Origin of the sequence: uncultured Phycicoccus sp., from assembly GCF_947495705.1 — a bacterium.
Lineage (GTDB): Bacteria > Actinomycetota > Actinomycetes > Actinomycetales > Dermatophilaceae > Phycicoccus.
In genome coordinates this window covers 48632-65189 of record NZ_CANLZR010000014.1, presented here as the reverse complement: position 1 = coordinate 65189, position 16558 = coordinate 48632, and the positions used below count along the sequence as shown (strand labels likewise).

Sequence of the window (16558 nt, the reverse complement as noted above, 5' to 3'; positions counted from 1 at the left end):
TCCTCGTCCTTGCGGACCGACTCGATCGTGACCGCCGAGTCGGTGGCCTCGACCGCGGCGATGACCTTGTCGGCCTCCTCACCGGTGACCTCGGTGTGCGCGTGGCCGCCGCGGCCGCCGTGGCGACCGCCCTTGCCGCCGGCGCGCTCGGTGACCGTCGCGAGGTCGGCGCTGACGTCGAAGGCGACCTTCGCATCGTCCTTGGTGCCGATCGCGTCGTACGAGCCGTCCTCGTCCTTGCGGACCGACTCGATCGTGACCGCCGAGTCGGTGGCCTCGACCGCGGCGATGACCTTGTCGGCCTCGTCACCTGTGACCTCGGTGTGCGCGTGGCCCCCGCGCTTGCCGTCTCCGTCACCGCCGGTACCGGCGGAGGCGGAGGGGTTCGGGCTGGGGGTGGCATCCGCGGCGAGTGCGATCGATGCGCCGCCGACACCGAGCACTCCGACGGTGACCGCGGAGACTGCCGCGAGCTTGAGGGTCCTGGGGTTCATGGCTGGCTCCTTCGTGAGGGTGGGGGTCGTTCCCCCTCGAGCTCCCACGATGGGCTCGGGTCCTGTGCGGAACCTGTCGACGGACTCTCCGCTACGTATGGGTGCCGGACCCCGCGGCGACACGGGACCCGGCGGATGCCACGCCGAGCCAGTCGTGCGGGTTGCCGTCCCAGCACCAGCCGAGCTTGGGCGCGCCCGCGCTGATCCACATCGCGGGGACGCGCCGGTCGCCGCGGCGCGAACCCGACAGCATGAAGCACGCGTTCTTCGCGAGCAGGTGCGGCGCGTGCGTCACGACGGCGACCCCGTCCTCGATGGTGAGCGGGGTCCGCCCGCGTCCGAGGACCACCGGCAGCGCCTCCTCGGGGCGCACTCCGCGGAACTCCTCGCCGCGGTCGACGTCGAGGAGCAGATAGGCGTCCGGGTGGGGGAGCTCGACCTGGGGGATCGGGCGGTACGGCGCCAGCCCCTCCTCGCCGTGGTTGCGGTCGACGATGCCCGGCCGGGTCCCAGCCGGCGCGAGGCGCAGGAGCGGGACGGTGTGCTGCGGGTCGACGACCGCGCCGGTGACGACGAGGACGAGCGGGACCGACCCGGGCCGACCCGGAGCCAGGCCGCCGAGACCGTCCGCGACCTCACGCAGCGGCGCGAGGCGCCGGAGGAAGGCCGACTCGGTCTGCGCGGCCAGCGCCGGGTACCCGAGGCGGAGCAGGGTCGTCACCTGGCGGTCGAGCTCGGCGCGGGCGGACCTCGTGACATCGGGATCGGTGATGGCGGACCTCCGGGTGTCGATGGGGCGGCCCATCGTCAACGTTTCCCACCGGGCTGGGATTCCCCGAGCGGGCCCGGCCGAACCTCAGGTGGCGCGTACCGGGTGGGTCTCGCGAGCCCGCACCCAGGGCACGACGGCGAGCAGGGTGATGACGCCGGTGGCGGCGAAGGCCAGGCCGTAGCTGCCCCGGTCGACGAGGACCCCCGCGATGATCGGGCCGATGATGGCGCCGGTGTCGGCCGACATCTGGAACGCCGCGAGCGCGGGGCCACCGTTGCGCTCGCGGCCGACGACGTCCGCGAGGGACGCCTGCTGCGCGGGGTTGAGCGTCCCGGCGCCGACCCCGGCGACCACCGACAGCACGATGAGCGTCGGCAGGTCGGTGGCGAACCCGGTGGCGGCGGTGGCGAGCCCGGACACGATCAACCCGCCGACGATGTAGGGCTTGCGCCCGACGAGGTCGGAGGTGCGCCCGGCGAAGGTCAGCCCGATCGCGTTGCCCGCCGCGAAGACGGCGAGCGCGGCACCGGCGACGAGCGACTGCTGGCTCGCCAGGGCGGCCTGGTCGAGGCTCTGGTCGACGATGACGGCGGCGGCGAAGAGCGGCAGGATCGCGTTGCGGACGCCGAAGTTGGCCCAGCCGTTGGCGAAGCCGGAGCCGAGGGCGGCCCGGTAGGCGCTGTCCTGCCACCCGTCCCGGACCGTCATGGCGGGCAGCACGGGGTCGCCGGGCTTCGGCCGCAGCGAGGCGTCCTTGAGGAAGACGAAGACGATGCCGGCCGCCAGCAGGAGCGCCGCGGAGTAGACGAGGAACGGCACGCGGAGCCCGAGCCCGCCGAGCAGGCCGCCGACGACGGGGCCGCCCACCCCACCGATGAGGAAGGCCGACGCGTACGCGGAGGACACCCGCGCCCGGATGGACGGGGGTGCGAGCCGGACGATGAGAGCGACCGCCGAGACGGTGAACATCACCGACCCGATGCCGCCCAGCCCGCGGAAGACGAGGAGCTGCCAGTACGAGCTCGCGAAGGCGGTGGCTCCGGTGGAGACGGCGACGATGAGGAGGCCGCCGAGGTAGATGGGCCGCTCGCCGAGCCGCGCGATGAGCCGGCCGCCGGTGGGTGCGAAGAGCAGCCGGAAGAACGCGAAGGCGCTGACGACGATGCTGCTCGCGGTGGCGCCCACCCCGAAGCTCTGGGCGAACTGCGGGAGCACCGGGGTGATGAGCCCGAACCCCAGGGCGATGACGAAGGCCGACGCGATGAGGACCCAGATCTCACGCGGGATGCGGACCCGCCCGGCGGGGGTCGTCGCGGGGTCGGCGGGCACGATCGACCAGTATGCCTGCCCGGCGTCAGCGCCCGTACGGTGGCGGCATCGGGGGCAGCTGCTCGTGGCCCCCGGCCCACGCACGGCCGCGGGCGAACCGCCACAGGACGAGCCCGCCCGCCAGGACGAGCAGCAGCCACGGGAGCCCGGTGCGAACCCGTTCGGACCAGACGGCAGCGGTGTTCGCCGACGGCTCTCCGTGGAAGCCACCACCGGCGACGGCCAGGCACGGTGAGCCGAAGGCCGGCGAGAGCACGACGAGGTCGTCCTGCGCGGGGTCGAGGGACCGGGCGGCACCGTCGGTCGTCACGGGGGCACCGTCCCGCCAGGCGGGGCGGCACCCGGTGCCGGGCCAGTGGAGGAAGGACTCCCTGTCCCATTCGGCGGCGGCGGCCGGGGTGTCCCCCACGGGGATGCCGACCACGTCACCTGAGGCGACGTCGAAGACCTGCCCCACGACCGGTGGTGGGCCGTCGGGACCGGCCACGTCCGACGTCCCGTAGAGGACGATCCGGGTCCCGTCCGGTGACACCGAGGCGCCCAGCCGGTGGCCCTGTGGCCATGCCGGCCAGTCGATGGACGGCCCCAGGGTCCAGTCGCTCCGACCGAGACGCCACGAGGCGAGCGTGAAGGTGCCCGCTCCCGACTGCCAGACCGCCAGGACCGTCGCGTCGTCGACCCAGCCGGCCGCGACGACGCCGTCGCCGCCCCCGCTCGGGGGCACGACCACGCGGTCGCCGTCGACACCGACGACCACGCCCTGTCCACCCGGCCCCGGCAGGTACAGCCGCCGCGAGTCCGGGCTCCACCATCCGGCGCCCGTGACGCCACCGACGGCGAGGTCCCGCTCCTGCCCCGTCTCGAGGTCGTGGACGACCGTGCCGAGCGCGAGCACCCGCCCGTCGGGCGACAGGCTGAGCCCCTGCTCCATCGGCTCGGCGCCGGTGCGCAGCGTGGTGACGGCCCCCGTGGGCCCGACCACGTGGACGACGGGGTCGGGGGCGTCGGGCCGGACCATCGCAAGGGCGCTCCGCCCCGGCGCGGCGGTGTCGGCCACCCGCCACGGCATCGCGACCCGGGCGGGGTAGGACGGGAGCGGCTCGCCGGGCCGCGACGCCGGCATGGACTCGGGCCGCACGCCCGGCAGCGCGATCGTCCCGACGACGGCGGCCACGGCCAGCACGGCCACGGTGGTGGCGAGCCCGCGGAGCCGCCACCGGCGACGCGCCCCGGACTGCCAGGCGTCGGAGGCGTCCGGCGGGACGACCCGGTCACCGGCGAGGTCTGCGGCGAGGGCGTCGAGCGCCGGACCGAGGGTGTCGTGTGGATTCATCGTGGCGCCTCCTCGCGTCCGAAGGTCATGGCGAGCTCCGGGGCCAGCTCGCGGAGCCGCCCGAGCGCGTGCCGGGTCTGGGACTTCACCGTGTTGACCGAGCACCCGAGCATCACGGCGGTCTGCGCCTCGGTCCGGTCCTCGTAGAAGCGCAGGAGGAGGACGGCCCGCTGACGGGGTGTCAGTCGTCGGAGCGCCTCGTTCAGGGTCAGTCGCGAGTCGGCGGCGCTCGCGCCGTCGCGGCGGTCCGCGAGGTCGGGGCCGGGCTCGGCGGGGTCGGGCTGACGCCGCCGCCACCGCCAGGCGTCGACCGACCGGGTGTAGAGGATCCGGCGGACGTACGCGTCAGCGGTCGCGGGGTCCACGCGGTGCCAGTGGTGCGCCGCGCGGATGAGCGCCTCCTGGGCGAGGTCCTCAGCGGCGTGGCGGTCCCCGGTCAGCAGGGCTGCCGTGCGCACGAGCGGGACCCAGCGGTCCCGCACGTACGCGTCGAACGCGGCCCGGTCGGCCATGGTCCCTCCCCTTCGTCACCGTCACTGGAGAGTACGGACGCGGGTGCGTGCGCGGGTGGAACCCCGGACCGGACCGTCAGCGGGCGGTGACCGCCACGACGAGGGGGAGCGTCGCCGCGAGGACGAGGGCGGTGTCGCGCCACCGCCACGGGGCGGGCGCCCACCACGTGCGGCGCTGCGCGGTGGCGAACCCGCGGGCGTCCATCGCCACGGCGAGCTCCGCGGCGGCGCGCAGGGTGCGGACGAGCAGACCCATCGTCAGCGCGGTGACGTGGTCGAGGACCGACGCGGGGCGCCGCGCGGACACCCCGATGCCCCGGACCCGGCGGGCCCGCCCGATCTCGGACCACACCGCCGCGAAGGTGTGGACCCGCTGGAGGGCGGCCGAGACGGCCACGACCGGCCGGTCCGGCAGGCCGAGCCGCTGGGCCAGGTGGTCACCGAGCCGGTCGGGGTCGACCCACGGGATGAGCACCGCCGCCGGGACCACGATGACGAGCACCCGCAGGGCCACCGTGAGCGCCGCGTCGACGTCGTGCCCCGCGAGCCACCACGTCGACCAGCCGACCGACAGCGCGGCGAGCAGCCCGGGCAGCGTCCGCAGGGCCACCGTGCGAGCCCGGCCCCGCGGCGGCGCGCCCGCACCGGGCGCGGCGAGGCCGACCGCGGCCAGGACGACCTGGGTCGCGAGGACGAGGAGCGTCGTCGACCAGTGCGGGGACAGCACCCCCGCCGGGATGCCGAGGGTCGCCCCCGCGAGGAGCGCCAGCGGCGCACAGCGGGCCACGAGCGGGGTGCGGGCCGGTGGCGGGTCGGCCGGGCGCGGTGGGGCGACGACGGCGTGCACGACGTCGGCCCGGGCGACGACGCTCGCGTCGTGGGTGGCGGCGACGACGGACCCCCCGGCCGCGCGGTATGCGGCGACGAGCCCGACGAGGGCGGCCCAGGTGTGCCGGTCCTGCCCGACGGTCGGCTCGTCCGCGAGGAGCACGGCCGGCCCGTGCAGGAGGGCCGCCGCCACCGCCAGGCGTCGCTGCTCGCCGCCGGACAGCTCACGCGGGTCCGCCTGCTCCAGGTGCTCCAGGCCCAGCGACCGGAGGAGCGACCGGGCGTGGGCCGTGGTCTCGTCGTCGTCGAGTCCGAGCGAGCGGGAGGTGGCGCGCACCTCGTCGAGCACCGTCCCGGTGACGATCGTCGAGCTCGCCCACTGCGGCACCCACGCGAGGACCGCGGCGAGGGCCGGCGCCTCGAGGCCGGCGGGGTCGACGGACGGATGTGGGTGAAGATCGTCGCCGTCCCGACGGTCTTCACCCACGTTCGGGAGGACGGTGACGGCGCCACCCGGCGCGGTCGGCAGGAACCCGGCCAAGGCGTGGAGGATCGTCGACTTCCCGGACCCGCTCGGGCCGACGAGCACCGTCAGCCCGCCCGGCGTCGCCGTCAGGGGAGCGGTGAGCTCGGCCGCCCGGGTGGTGCGCGCCGTGCCGTCGAGGAGGCGGGTCGTGCGCTCGACCGCGAACGGCGTGGCCGCCAGCGCCGGCCCGCCCCCGACCGCGGAGAAGAGTGTCGGGTCGACGGCGAGGGGCTCCGGTGCGGCCGCCCCGGGCACCCAGATGCCCATCTCGAGCAGGAGGCTCCGGCGCTCGTGCAGCACCTGCTCGACGGGACCGTCGGCGACCACCCGGCCCTCGGCGGACAGCACGACGAGACGCTCGACGAGGTCCACCCAGGGGCCGAGGACGTGCTCGACGACGACGAGGGTGCGCCCACCCGCTCCAGCGAGCCCGGCGACCGCCTCGCGGACCTCGGCGGCGCACTCCGGGTCGAGCATCGCCGTCGGCTCGTCGAGCAGGACGAGCGCCGGGTCGAGGGCGAGCGTGCCGGCGAGCGCGAGCCGCTGCGTCTGCCCGCCCGACAGGGCGGACGTGGGGGTGTCGAGGGCGAGATCCTCGAGCCCCACCGACGCCAGCGCCGCGGTGACGGCGGCCGGCATCGCCTCCCGGGGCACCCCGACGTTCTCGAGCCCGAACGCGACGTCCCGCCCCACGGTGGCGGCCACGACGCCGGACCCGGGCTCCTGGAGCACGAGCCCGACGTCGCCGGGGCGGCTCCCGGGACGGGCGCCGTCCAGGGTCACCCCACCGCTCAGCTCCCCCGCCTCGACGGACCCGAGCAGGCCGGTGAGAGCACGCAGCAGGGTCGACTTGCCGGACCCCGAGGGGCCGACGAGCAGCACGCGCTCACCGGGGGCGATGGACAGGCCGACGTCACGCAGCACGGGCTCGCGGCGCCCGAACGGGCGCCACGTGAGCGCGTCGACCTCGACCCGCCCCCGGGTCGCGAGCGCCACGTCCTCAGACAGCTCGGGACTCCCGGTGCTCCTGGCCCGCCGGGAACGCCGAGAGCGCCCCCGCCCGCGCCAGCGCCCGGACGAGGAGCCAGCCGACGACGCCCGCGAGGACGACGCCGGAGACCCCCATCGCCGCGAGGTAGACGAGCTTGTCGCGCCACACCCACTCGGCGTACCAGCCGCCGCCCCCGGCGAGGACCGACAGCACCGGCACCTCGGCCCAGGACGCGGGGTAGGAGACGGTCTCGAAGAGCCACTCCAGCGGCACCGAGAGCACCCCTGCCAGCGCCGCCGCCCCGACGCCGAAGAGCCGGTAGCCGAGCAGCGCGAACGCCAGCTCGGCGCCGAGGCCCTGGAGGATCCCGGACACCAGGACCGAGGCGCCCCACTCGGTGCCGGGGACCATCGAGACCAGGGCCGCGACGACCTCGCAGAACAGCGCGGCACCGGGCCTGCGGACCACGAGCCCGCCGACGATGCCGGCGAGGAACCACGGGCCGACGAAGAGCCCCATGAGCGGGGCGTACCCGATCTTCAGGGCGGTGATCGGGCCGTTGTAGAACACGCCCCACCCCCAGAACGCCACGCCGAGCGCGGCGCCGAGGAAGGCGAGGGTGAGGATGTCGACGGTGCGCCAGCCCAGCAGCGGGCGGGTCGCGGGGATGGAGCGCCGGGTGCTCGGCGCCTCGGTGGTGCTCGTGGCCATGACTGCTTCTTCTCCCGTGGTCGGTGATGACCTCGGGGAGGCGTGACCGTCACCGCATGGCGACGGAGCACGCCTGAGATTCCCGACTTCCTATCGCCGGTGCTAACCGGATCAGGTTCGAGGGTCTGCGGCGGACCGCACTCTCAGCGCTTGGGGCGCTCCCCTGTCGTTGGACGGCTCGAGCATATCGCCTGCGGGTTAGGGTGGCGAGAGCCCGCCGGGCGGGAGCCCGACGCTCCCGTCCACCGCCGATCACCCGGAAGGACCACTCATGGGAACCGCCGCCTGGAAGCTGCTCGGCACCGGAGGCGCCATCCTCGCGGGGGTGCTCGCCACCAAGGTCGTCAACCTCGTCTGGGCCAAGGCCGGGCAGGACGAGGTGAACCCGAAGAACCCCGACGCGCCGCTCGTCAAGGCCGTCGCCTACGCCGCCATCACCGGGCTCGCGGTGGGCGCCGCCCGCACCTTCACCGCCCGCAAGGCCGCCGCGTACTACCGCAACTCGGCCGGTCACCTGCCCAAGGAGATCCGCGAGGAGCCCGTCTCCTAGCCCACGGCGCCTGCGCTCAGAGCGCGCGGGCCAGGGGCATGCCGGGTCGGTAGGCCAGGTGCAGGTACGAGGGCGCCTCGAGCACCGCGAGGTCGGCGCGGCACCCCACGGCGACGCGCCCCACGTCGGTGCGCCGCAGCGCCCGGGCCCCGCCGACGGTGGCGGCGACGAGGGCCTCGGCCGCCGTCATCCGCATCTCGCGCACGGCGAGGGCGAGGACGAACGCCATCGATGCCGTGTTGCACGTCCCGGGGTTGCAGTCCGACGCCAGCGCCACCGAGGCCCCGGCGTCCAGGAGGCGCCGCGCGTCGACGTACGGCATCCGGGTCGAGAACTCGACGCCCGGGAGCAGGGTCGCGACCGTCGTCGCGGCCGCTCCCGCCAGTGCCTCGACGTCGGCGTCGTCGAGGAAGGTGCAGTGGTCGACCGAGGCGGCCCCGAGCTCGACGGCCAGCCGCGCCCCGGGGCCCGGGCCGAGCTGGTTGCCGTGGACGCGCAGCCCCAGGCCCGCCGCCCGGCCGGCGTCCAGGACCCGCCGCGCCTCGGCCTCGGTGAAGGCGTGCGGGCTGTTCGGCTCACAGAACACGTCCACCCACCGCGCGTGCGGGGCGCACGCCTCGAGCATCGGGCCGGTGACGAGGTCGAGGTAGGCGGCCCGGTCCTCGCGCAGCTCCGGGGGGACGACGTGCGCGCCGAGGAACGTCGTTTCGTCGGTCACCTCCCGCGCCAGTCGCAGCGACCGGGCCTCGTCCTCGACGGTGAGCCCGTACCCGCTCTTGACCTCGAGCGTCGTCGTGCCGAGGGCCCGGGCCTCCGCGACCCGGGCGGCGAGCAGGGCGCGCAGCTCGTCGTCGGAGGCGGCCCGCGTGGCGGCCACCGACACCCCGATCCCCCCACCGTCGTAGGGCGTCCCGGCCATCCGGGCGGTGAACTCGGCGGCCCGGTCGCCGGCGTAGACGAGGTGGCTGTGGCTGTCGACGAAGCCGGGGACGACGGCCCGCCCGCCCACGTCCAGCCGCTCGTCGGCCGCGGGGGCGTCGACGGCCCGCCCCACCCAGGCGACCCGCCCGTCCGCCACGACGAGCGCGGCGTCGGGGACGATGCCGAGCCGTTCGTCGGCCGGTGCCGCGAGGTCGTCCGGGGCGATGCCGCCGTCGGGGCCCGCGCACGTGACGAGCTCGCCGATGCCGGTGACGAGGCGGGAGCGCCGGCCGGTCATCGCCGGACCGCCGCGATCGACTGCCCGAGGAGCGCGCCGACGTCGCCGACGCGGTGCCGCCCCCCGCACACGACCTGCTCGCCTCCGACGACGACATCGGTGACGTCGGCGGACGTCGCGGCGTAGAGCACCTGGTCGGTGGCCGCGCCGGCGGTGCGGGGGCTGTCGGTGCGGACCGCGACGAGGTCGGCGAGGTGGTGCGGCGCGATGATCCCGCCGTCGTGCCAGCCGAGCGAGCGGTAGCCGTGGAGCGTGGCCGCCCCGAGCAGGTCGGCCGGGGCGAAGCGGCCACGCTCGAGGCTCTGGAGGCGCTCGTGCATCTCGACCCCGCGGACCTCCTCGAACGGGTCGATCACGGCGTGCTGGTCGGACCCGAGGGCCAGGGCGGCCCCCGCGTCGGTGAGCGCCCGGGCCGGGCCGATGCCGTCGGCGAGGTCGCGCTCGGTCGTCGGGCAGAAGACCGCGCACGAGCGGGCCGCACCGATGACGGCGATGTCGTCGTCGGTGAGGTGGGTGGCGTGGACGAGCGAGGTGTCCTCGGTGAGCAGGCCCTCGTCGGCCAACAGCCGGGCCGGCGTGCGGCCGTAGAACGCCTCGCACGCGAGGTTCTCGCCGGGCTGCTCGGAGAGGTGGGCGTGCACCGGCCACTGCCCGCGGGCGGCTGCCTCGCCGAGCACCCCGAGGTCGTCGCAGGGCACGGCCCGCACCGAGTGGACCGCCGCCCCGACGCGCCAGAGCCCGCCCGGGCGCAGTGCGGACACCCGCTCGGCCCATGCTTCGGCCGAGCCGTCCGAGAAGCGCTGCTGGACGGCGTCGAGGGGCGTGTGCCCGCTCGCGGTCAGTCCGCCGGCCAGGTACAGGGTGTCCAGGAGTGTCAGCCGGATGCCCGCGTCCGCCGCTGCCGCGACGAGCGCCTGGCCCATGGCGTTCGGGTCGTCGTACCGGGCCCCGCCCGGCCCGTGGTGGAGGTAGTGGAACTCCCCGACGACGGTGTACCCCGCGAGCACCATCTCGGCGAAGACGGCGGTCGCGAGGCTGCGGTAGCCGTCGGGGTCGAGGTGCTCGCCGAGCGCGTACATCCCCTGACGCCACGTCCAGAAGTCCCCGCCCCCTGCGTGCGTGCGGCCGCGCAGCGCGCGGTGGAAGGCGTGGCTGTGGGCGTTGGCGAAGCCCGGGTACACCAGACCGGGCAGCACGACGTCCGATGGGTCCGCGGGCTCGTCCGAGCGGACCTCGACGATGCGCCCGTGCTCGGTGACGACCCGCACGCGCCGGCTGGCGCCGCCGGGCAGCATGGCCTGCTCACACCAGTAGGTGCTCATGCAGCGGTCGGTCCGGCGAGGTCCTCGAGGACGTCCGCGAGCGCACCCACCCCTGCGAGGCAGTCGTCCGCCGTCGCCCACTCGTCCGGGGAGTGGCTGACCCCCGTGGGGTTGCGGACGAAGAGCATCGCGGTGGAGAACCCCGCGTTCGCGAGGATGCCCGCGTCGTGGCCCGCGCCCGTCCCGATGATGGGGACTCCGCCGAGCCGGGTCGAGATGCGTTGCGCGAGAGCGGGGTCGAACGCCGTCGACGGGGTCCAGGACTCCTCGGTGACGAGCGCGTCGAAGTCCGCCACGACGTTGCGCACGTCGGCGACCACCCGGTGGACGGCCTCGGGGTCCGCACCGCGCGCGTCGAGCCAGCACGTGGCGCAGCTCGGGATGGCGTTGACGCCGCCGGGCGTGACCTCGACCTTGCCCACCGTCGCGAGGGCCCCGTGCTCCTCGGCGGCCCGGCGGGCGGCGATGACGGCGGCGGCGAGCCCGAGCATCGCGTCCTCCCGATGGTGCAGGGCCGTCGTCCCCGCGTGGTTGGCCATGCCGGGCACGTCGATGCGCCAGCGCCCGTGCGGCCAGATGTCGCTGCCGACACCGACGGCATGGCCGGAGTCCTCGAGCCAGCGGCCCTGTTCGACGTGCAGCTCGACGAAGGTGCCGATGCGGGCGAGCGTCTCGTCGTCGCGCCCGAGGTGCGTGGGGTCGCCGCCGGCCCAGGTCATCGCCTCGGCCATCGTCACCCCGTCGACGTCGCGCAGGCCTCGCGCCCGGTCCGGCGACATCGCCCCGGTGATGACGCGCGAGCCGGTGCACGCGACGCCGAAGCGGGCGCCCTCCTCGTCGACGAAGTTCACGATGCCGATGGGTCGGCCCGGGCTGACGCCCCGCTCGCGCAGTGCATCCACCGCGGCCAGGGCGCTGACGACGCCCAGCGGCCCGTCGAAGGCCCCGCCGTCCGGGACGGAGTCCAGGTGCGAGCCCGCGACCACCCCGGGGGTACCGGCCGCGACCGCGGCGTCCGGGTCGCCCCACCACGCCCACTGGTTGCCCATCCGGTCGGTCGTCAGGTCGAGCCCGCGGGCCGCGCACTCCCCCGCGAACCACTCGCGCAGGTCGTGGTCCGGGCGGGTCCAGGCGAACCGTCGGTAGCCGCCGGAGCTCGGGTCGAGGCCGACCTCCTCGAGGTCACGCCACATCCGGCGGAAGGCGAGGGTCGCCCCCCCGGGTGCCGACGCACTGCTCATGACGCCCATTGGATCAAGCGACGGGCTCGCACGGGGCCGCAGGCGCGCGTCGATTGTCTCGCGTGAGAGACATGGGTGCCCGCGACCGGGGTTCGCCCTACGCTGGCCGGGTGACGGACGGTGCGGAGCGGGCGCGCAGAGCCCTCGCGGCCTCCGGCATGGCCCACGACATCACGAGCCACGGGCCGGTGTCGTCGCTGGCCGAGGCGGCGCGGCTGCGCGGGGTCGAGCCCGCGGGCATCGTCAAGACACTCGTCGTGCGGCGGGCCGAGAACGACTACCTGTTCGTCCTCGTCCCCGGCGACCGCGAGATCTCCTGGCCCAAGCTGCGGGCCCACCTCGGGGTCAACCGCGTCTCGATGCCCGATGCCGACACCGCCCGGGAGGTCACCGGGTACGAGCGCGGCACCATCACCCCGTTCGGGTCGCTGCGGGCGCTGCCGGTGCTCGCGGACGCGACGATCACCGGCCGGACCGTCTCGATCGGGGCGGGCGCGCACGGGGTCTCGGCCACCGTCGGCGCCGACGCGCTCGTCGCGGTGCTCGACGCCGACGTCGCCGACGTCACCGAGCCGGCCTGACTCAGCCCTCACGCATCGGGATCCGCACGCCCCGCTCCGCCGCCACCTCGTCGGCCCGCTCATAGCCGGCGTCGCAGTGCCGGATGACGCCCATCCCGGGGTCGTTGGTGAGGACGCGGCGCAGCTTCTCGGCGGCCAGCGGCGTGCCGTCGGCCAGCGAGACCTGCCCGGCGTGCAGCGACCGGCCGATGCCGACCCCGCCGCCGTGGTGGATCGAGACCCAGCTCGCGCCGGACGCCGTGTTGACGAGGGCGTTGAGCAGCGGCCAGTCCGCGATGGCGTCCGACCCGTCGGCCATCGCCTCCGTCTCCCGGTACGGCGAGGCGACCGAGCCGCAGTCGAGGTGGTCGCGACCGATGACGAGCGGGGCGCTGACCTCGCCGCGGGCGACGAGGTCGTTGAACGCCGCGCCGGCCTGGTCGCGCTCGCCGTAGCCCAGCCAGCAGATGCGGGCGGGCAGCCCCTGGAACGCGATGCGCTCGCGCGCCCCGCGCATCCACTTCTGGAGGCGGTCGTTGTCGGGGAAGAGGTCCAGGACCGCGCGGTCGGTGGCGTCGATGTCCTTCGGGTCGCCCGAGAGCGCGGCCCACCGGAACGGGCCCTTGCCCTCGCAGAACAGCGGACGGATGTAGGCGGGCACGAAGCCGGGGAACGCGAAGGCACGGTCGTAGCCGCCCTGGCGGGCCTCGTCGCGGATGCTGTTGCCGTAGTCGAAGACCTCCGCGCCGGCGTCGAGGAAGCCGACCATCGCCTCGACGTGCCGCGCCATCGACGCCCGGGCCCGGTCGGTGAACTCCTCGGGCTTCTTCTCGGCGTACTCGGCCCACTCGTCGAGGCCGATGCCTTCGGGGAGGTAGCTGAGCGGGTCGTGGGCGCTCGTCTGGTCGGTGACGATGTCGATGGGCACACCGCGGCGCAGCAGCTCGGGGAAGACCTCGGCGGCGTTGCCGACCACGCCGACCGAGAGCGCCCGGCGCTCCTGCTTCGCGCGGACGGCGATGTCGACGGCCTCGTCGAGGGAGTCGGCGACGACATCGAGGTAGCGATGCTCGACGCGGCGGCGCAGGCGCGCAGGGTCGACGTCGACGATGAGGCAGACCCCCTCGTTGAAGGTGACGGCGAGCGGCTGGGCACCGCCCATCCCGCCACAGCCGGCCGTCAGGGTCAGGGTGCCGGCGAGGGTGCCGCCGAAGCGCTTCTCGGCGACGGCGGCGAAGGTCTCGTAGGTGCCCTGGACGATGCCCTGGGTGCCGATGTAGATCCACGAGCCGGCGGTCATCTGGCCGTACATCGTCAGCCCGAGGTGCTCGAGGCGGCGGAACTCCGGCCACGTGGCCCAGTCGCCGACGAGGTTGGAGTTGGCGATGAGGACCCGCGGCGCCCACTCGTGGGTCTGCATGACCCCGACGGGGCGGCCGGACTGGACGAGCATGGTCTCGTCGGCCTTCAGGGTGGTCAGGGTCCGGAACATGGCGTCGAAGGACCGCCAGTCGCGGGCGGCGCGGCCCGTGCCGCCGTAGACGACGAGGTCGTCGGGGCGCTCGGCGACCTCGGGGTCGAGGTTGTTCATGAGCATCCGCAGCGGGGCCTCGGTGCTCCACTGGCGGGCGGTCAGGGTCGTGCCGCGAGGGCTGCGGACCGGGCGGGCGCCGTCCATGCTGTCGCCTCCTGGGAGATCGGGGTGGGTGGTGGGGTGGCGGGCTAGGCGAGGGGGCCGGTGGCCGCCTCGACGACCCGGCGGACGGTGCCGTCGGTGACGAGGCGGTGGGCGACGTCGATCTCGGGGGCGAGGACGCGGTCCGGCCCGGGGGTGCCGGCGCCGGCGTCGCGCAGGGCGGCGACGACGGCCCCGGTCGCCGGCGCCGGCTCCAGCGGAGCGCGCAGCTGGAGGCCGCGGGCGGCCGTCAGCACCTCGACGGCGAGGACCCGGGACAGGCCGTCGACGGCTCGGCGCAGCTTGCGGGCGCCGGACCAGCCCATCGACACGTGGTCCTCCTGCATCGCCGAGGACGGGATGGAGTCGACCGACGCGGGGACGGCGAGGCGCTTCATCTCCGAGACGATCGCGGCCTGGGTGTACTGGGCGATCATGTGGCCGCTGTCGACGCCGGGGTCGTCGGCGAGGAACGGCGGCAGGCCGTTGCTGCGCGAGACGTCGAGGAAGCGGTCGGTGCGCCGCTCGGACATCGACGCGAGATCCGCCGCGACGATGGCGAGGAAGTCGAGCACATAGGCGACCGGCGCCCCGTGGAAGTTGCCGTTGGACTCGACGCGGCCGTCGGGGGTGACGACCGGGTTGTCGACGGCCGACGCGAGCTCGAACCCGGCGACCCGGGCCGCGTGCTCGACGGTGTCACGGGCGCCGCCGGCCACCTGCGGAGCGCACCGCAGGGAGTAGGCGTCCTGGACGCGGGTGCACGCCTCGGTGCGGTGGGACTCGCGGATCAGGCTGTCCGCCAGGACCGCCCGGATGTTGGCCGCGCTCGCCGCCTGGCCCGGCTGGGGGCGAAGGGAGTGCAGATCCGCGGCGAACACGTCGTCGGAGCCGAGCAGCCCCTCGACGCTCATCGCCGCGCTGATGTCGGCGACGACGAGCAGCTCGCGCAGGTCGTGCAGGGCCAGGCACAGCATCCCGAGCATGCCGTCCGTGCCGTTGACCAGGGCCAGCCCCTCCTTCTCCTCGAGCCGCACGGGGGCGAGCCCGGAGGCGGCGAGGGCGTCGGCGGCCGGCATCGCCGTGCCCGCGGCGTCCCGGACCTCCCCCTCGCCCATGAGCGCGAGGGCGCAGTGCGACAGGGGGGCGAGGTCGCCGGAGCAGCCGAGCGAGCCGTACTCGTGGACCACGGGCGTGATGCCGGCGTCGAGCATGCCGACGTAGGCCTGCAGCGTCTCCTCGCGGATGCCGGTGCGGCCGGTGGCGAGGGTCGAGATGCGCAGCAACATGAGGGCGCGGACCACCTCGCGCTCGACCTCGGGCCCGGACCCGGCGGCGTGGCTCCGGATGAGCGAGCGCTGCAGGGCATGCCGGAGGTCGACGGGGATGTGCCGCGTCGCGAGTGCGCCGAACCCGGTGGAGACGCCGTAGTGCGGGCGGGTGTCGTCGGCGAGCGCGCGGATGACGCCGCGGGACCGGCGGACCTCGGCGAGCGCGGCGGGGTCCAGCGCGACCGGGGCGTCGTGCCGGGCGACGGCGACGACGTCCTCGACGCGGAGCGGCCCGGTCCCGACGAGGACGGACGCTGCGCGCGGGCGGGGGGTGACGGTGGTGCTCATGCTCCCCATTGGAGCGCCCCTCGACCTCGGTGACCACGGCTCACCGGCCATCGCTGTCTCACACCCGAGACGGCGCCACACCTCCGGTGCCAGACTGGCGGCATGGCCAACGCCCCCGCCGCCGGGCACGCCCTGGACGTGCTCGGCCTCATCGCCCGCCGGGGCGAGCCGGTGCCGGCCGCGGCGATCGCGCGCGACCTCGGGCTGCCTCGGTCCAGCGTCTACCACCTGCTCGCCGTGCTCGTGGAGCGCGGCTACGTCCGGCACCTGCCCGACGAGCGCCGCTACGGACTGGGCCTGGCCGCCTACGAGCTCGGGTCGGCGTACCAGCGGCAGGCGCCGCTGGAGCGGATGGCCCGCGGCGCGATGGACCGGCTCGTCGACGCCTGCGGCCACAACGCCCACCTCGCGGTGCTGCACGGCGGGGACGTGCTCTACGTCGTCGAGCACCGGGCGCCGGGGCGGCCGCTGCTCGTCACCGACGTTGGCGTCCGGCTGCCGGCACCCCTCACGGCCACCGGGCTCGCGATGCTCGCCCAGCTGCCCGCCGCCCAGGTGCGGGCGCTCTACCCGGACCGCTCGGCCCTCGTCCGGCGCGACGGACGCGGGCCGACGTCGACGACGCAGCTGCGTTCCTGGCTCCAGGCGGTGCGCCAGCGCGGGTACGCCGTCGAGGACGGGCTCGTGACCCCCGGGCTGGGCTCGGTGGCGGTCGCCGTGCTGGACGCCAACGACTACCCGGTGGCCGCGGTCGCCGTCACGTACCCGCAGGCGGACGTCGACGACGGCGCCATCGGCGAGCTCGTCGGCGCGGTGCGGGACACGGCCGGGGCCCTGGCGGCGCGGATGGGCCGGTCCCGCTGACGCCGCCGTAGG

General features: G+C 75.5%; 15 protein-coding genes and 1 riboswitch. Of the genes, 3 read left to right on the top strand and 12 right to left on the bottom strand.

Going from position 1 to position 16558, the window contains the following annotated elements:
* The 7 genes from Q0963_RS15845 to Q0963_RS15815 form a co-directional block, all read right to left on the bottom strand.
* Nucleotides 1-494: hypothetical protein (locus Q0963_RS15845; RefSeq protein ID WP_299447934.1), on the bottom strand; the 494-nt coding region annotated here is incomplete at its 3' end.
* A gap of 91 nt (nucleotides 495-585) precedes the next feature.
* Entirely contained in the window at nucleotides 586-1299 is a 714-nt protein-coding gene (locus tag Q0963_RS15840) for a DUF5701 family protein (RefSeq protein WP_299447932.1), read from the bottom strand.
* 51 nt (nucleotides 1300-1350) lie between these two features.
* The gene (locus Q0963_RS15835; RefSeq protein ID WP_299447930.1) at nucleotides 1351-2595 is read right to left on the bottom strand and encodes an MFS transporter; all 1245 of its coding nucleotides are present in this window, start codon (nucleotides 2593-2595) and stop codon (nucleotides 1351-1353) included.
* 25 nt (nucleotides 2596-2620) lie between these two features.
* Nucleotides 2621-3928, bottom strand: a complete 1308-nt coding sequence (locus Q0963_RS15830; protein WP_299447928.1) for a hypothetical protein — start codon at nucleotides 3926-3928, stop codon at nucleotides 2621-2623.
* A complete protein-coding gene (locus Q0963_RS15825) occupies nucleotides 3925-4440 on the bottom strand; it encodes a SigE family RNA polymerase sigma factor (RefSeq protein ID WP_299447926.1) in 516 nt (171 codons plus the stop codon). Before Q0963_RS15825 ends, Q0963_RS15830 begins: the two co-directional genes overlap by 4 nt.
* 76 nt (nucleotides 4441-4516) lie before the next feature.
* Entirely contained in the window at nucleotides 4517-6790 is a 2274-nt protein-coding gene (locus Q0963_RS15820) for an ATP-binding cassette domain-containing protein (protein ID WP_299447924.1), read from the bottom strand.
* A gap of 4 nt (nucleotides 6791-6794) precedes the next feature.
* Nucleotides 6795-7496, bottom strand: a complete 702-nt coding sequence (locus tag Q0963_RS15815; protein WP_299447922.1) for an ECF transporter S component — start codon at nucleotides 7494-7496, stop codon at nucleotides 6795-6797.
* Between the two features lie 70 nt (nucleotides 7497-7566).
* Nucleotides 7567-7671, bottom strand: a riboswitch (TPP riboswitch).
* Nucleotides 7672-7767: 96 nt separating this feature from the next.
* On the opposite strand from Q0963_RS15815, the gene Q0963_RS15810 reads away from it, so the two are divergent.
* Nucleotides 7768-8046 carry a DUF4235 domain-containing protein gene (locus tag Q0963_RS15810; protein WP_299447920.1) on the top strand — a complete coding sequence of 93 codons (279 nt, stop codon included), beginning with the start codon at nucleotides 7768-7770 and terminating at the stop codon, nucleotides 8044-8046.
* 16 nt (nucleotides 8047-8062) lie between these two features.
* Here the strand turns inward: Q0963_RS15810 and hutI are convergent, their stop codons facing one another.
* Genes hutI through Q0963_RS15795 form a run of 3 tightly spaced genes read right to left on the bottom strand, consistent with a single transcriptional unit; the run spans nucleotide 8063 to nucleotide 11828 of the window.
* Nucleotides 8063-9265: an imidazolonepropionase gene (hutI, locus tag Q0963_RS15805; RefSeq protein ID WP_299447919.1), complete on the bottom strand. Its 1203-nt coding sequence runs from the start codon at nucleotides 9263-9265 to the stop codon at nucleotides 8063-8065.
* Entirely contained in the window at nucleotides 9262-10587 is a 1326-nt protein-coding gene (locus tag Q0963_RS15800; RefSeq protein ID WP_299447917.1) for a formimidoylglutamate deiminase, read from the bottom strand. Before Q0963_RS15800 ends, hutI begins: the two co-directional genes overlap by 4 nt.
* A complete protein-coding gene (locus Q0963_RS15795) occupies nucleotides 10584-11828 on the bottom strand; it encodes an allantoate amidohydrolase (RefSeq protein ID WP_299447915.1) in 1245 nt (414 codons plus the stop codon). The genes Q0963_RS15800 and Q0963_RS15795 overlap by 4 nt, the downstream gene beginning before the upstream one ends.
* Nucleotides 11829-11899: 71 nt before the next feature.
* Here Q0963_RS15795 and Q0963_RS15790 point away from each other — a divergent pair, with 71 nt between their 5' ends.
* The gene (locus tag Q0963_RS15790) at nucleotides 11900-12409 is read left to right on the top strand and encodes an aminoacyl-tRNA deacylase (RefSeq protein WP_299447913.1); all 510 of its coding nucleotides are present in this window, start codon (nucleotides 11900-11902) and stop codon (nucleotides 12407-12409) included.
* 1 nt (nucleotide 12410) lies between these two features.
* Here the strand turns inward: Q0963_RS15790 and hutU are convergent, their stop codons facing one another.
* Together hutU and hutH are read right to left on the bottom strand one after the other, a co-directional pair.
* On the bottom strand, nucleotides 12411-14066 hold the full coding sequence (gene hutU / locus Q0963_RS15785; protein WP_299447911.1) for a urocanate hydratase: 1656 nt from the start codon (nucleotides 14064-14066) through the stop codon (nucleotides 12411-12413).
* 44 nt (nucleotides 14067-14110) lie between these two features.
* Nucleotides 14111-15682 carry a histidine ammonia-lyase gene (gene hutH, locus Q0963_RS15780; protein ID WP_299447909.1) on the bottom strand — a complete coding sequence of 524 codons (1572 nt, stop codon included), beginning with the start codon at nucleotides 15680-15682 and terminating at the stop codon, nucleotides 14111-14113.
* A 102-nt stretch (nucleotides 15683-15784) separates the two neighbouring features.
* Between hutH and Q0963_RS15775 the strand changes: the two genes are divergently transcribed.
* Entirely contained in the window at nucleotides 15785-16546 is a 762-nt protein-coding gene (locus Q0963_RS15775) for an IclR family transcriptional regulator (RefSeq protein ID WP_299447907.1), read from the top strand.
* The last annotated feature ends 12 nt before the right edge of the window (nucleotides 16547-16558 follow it).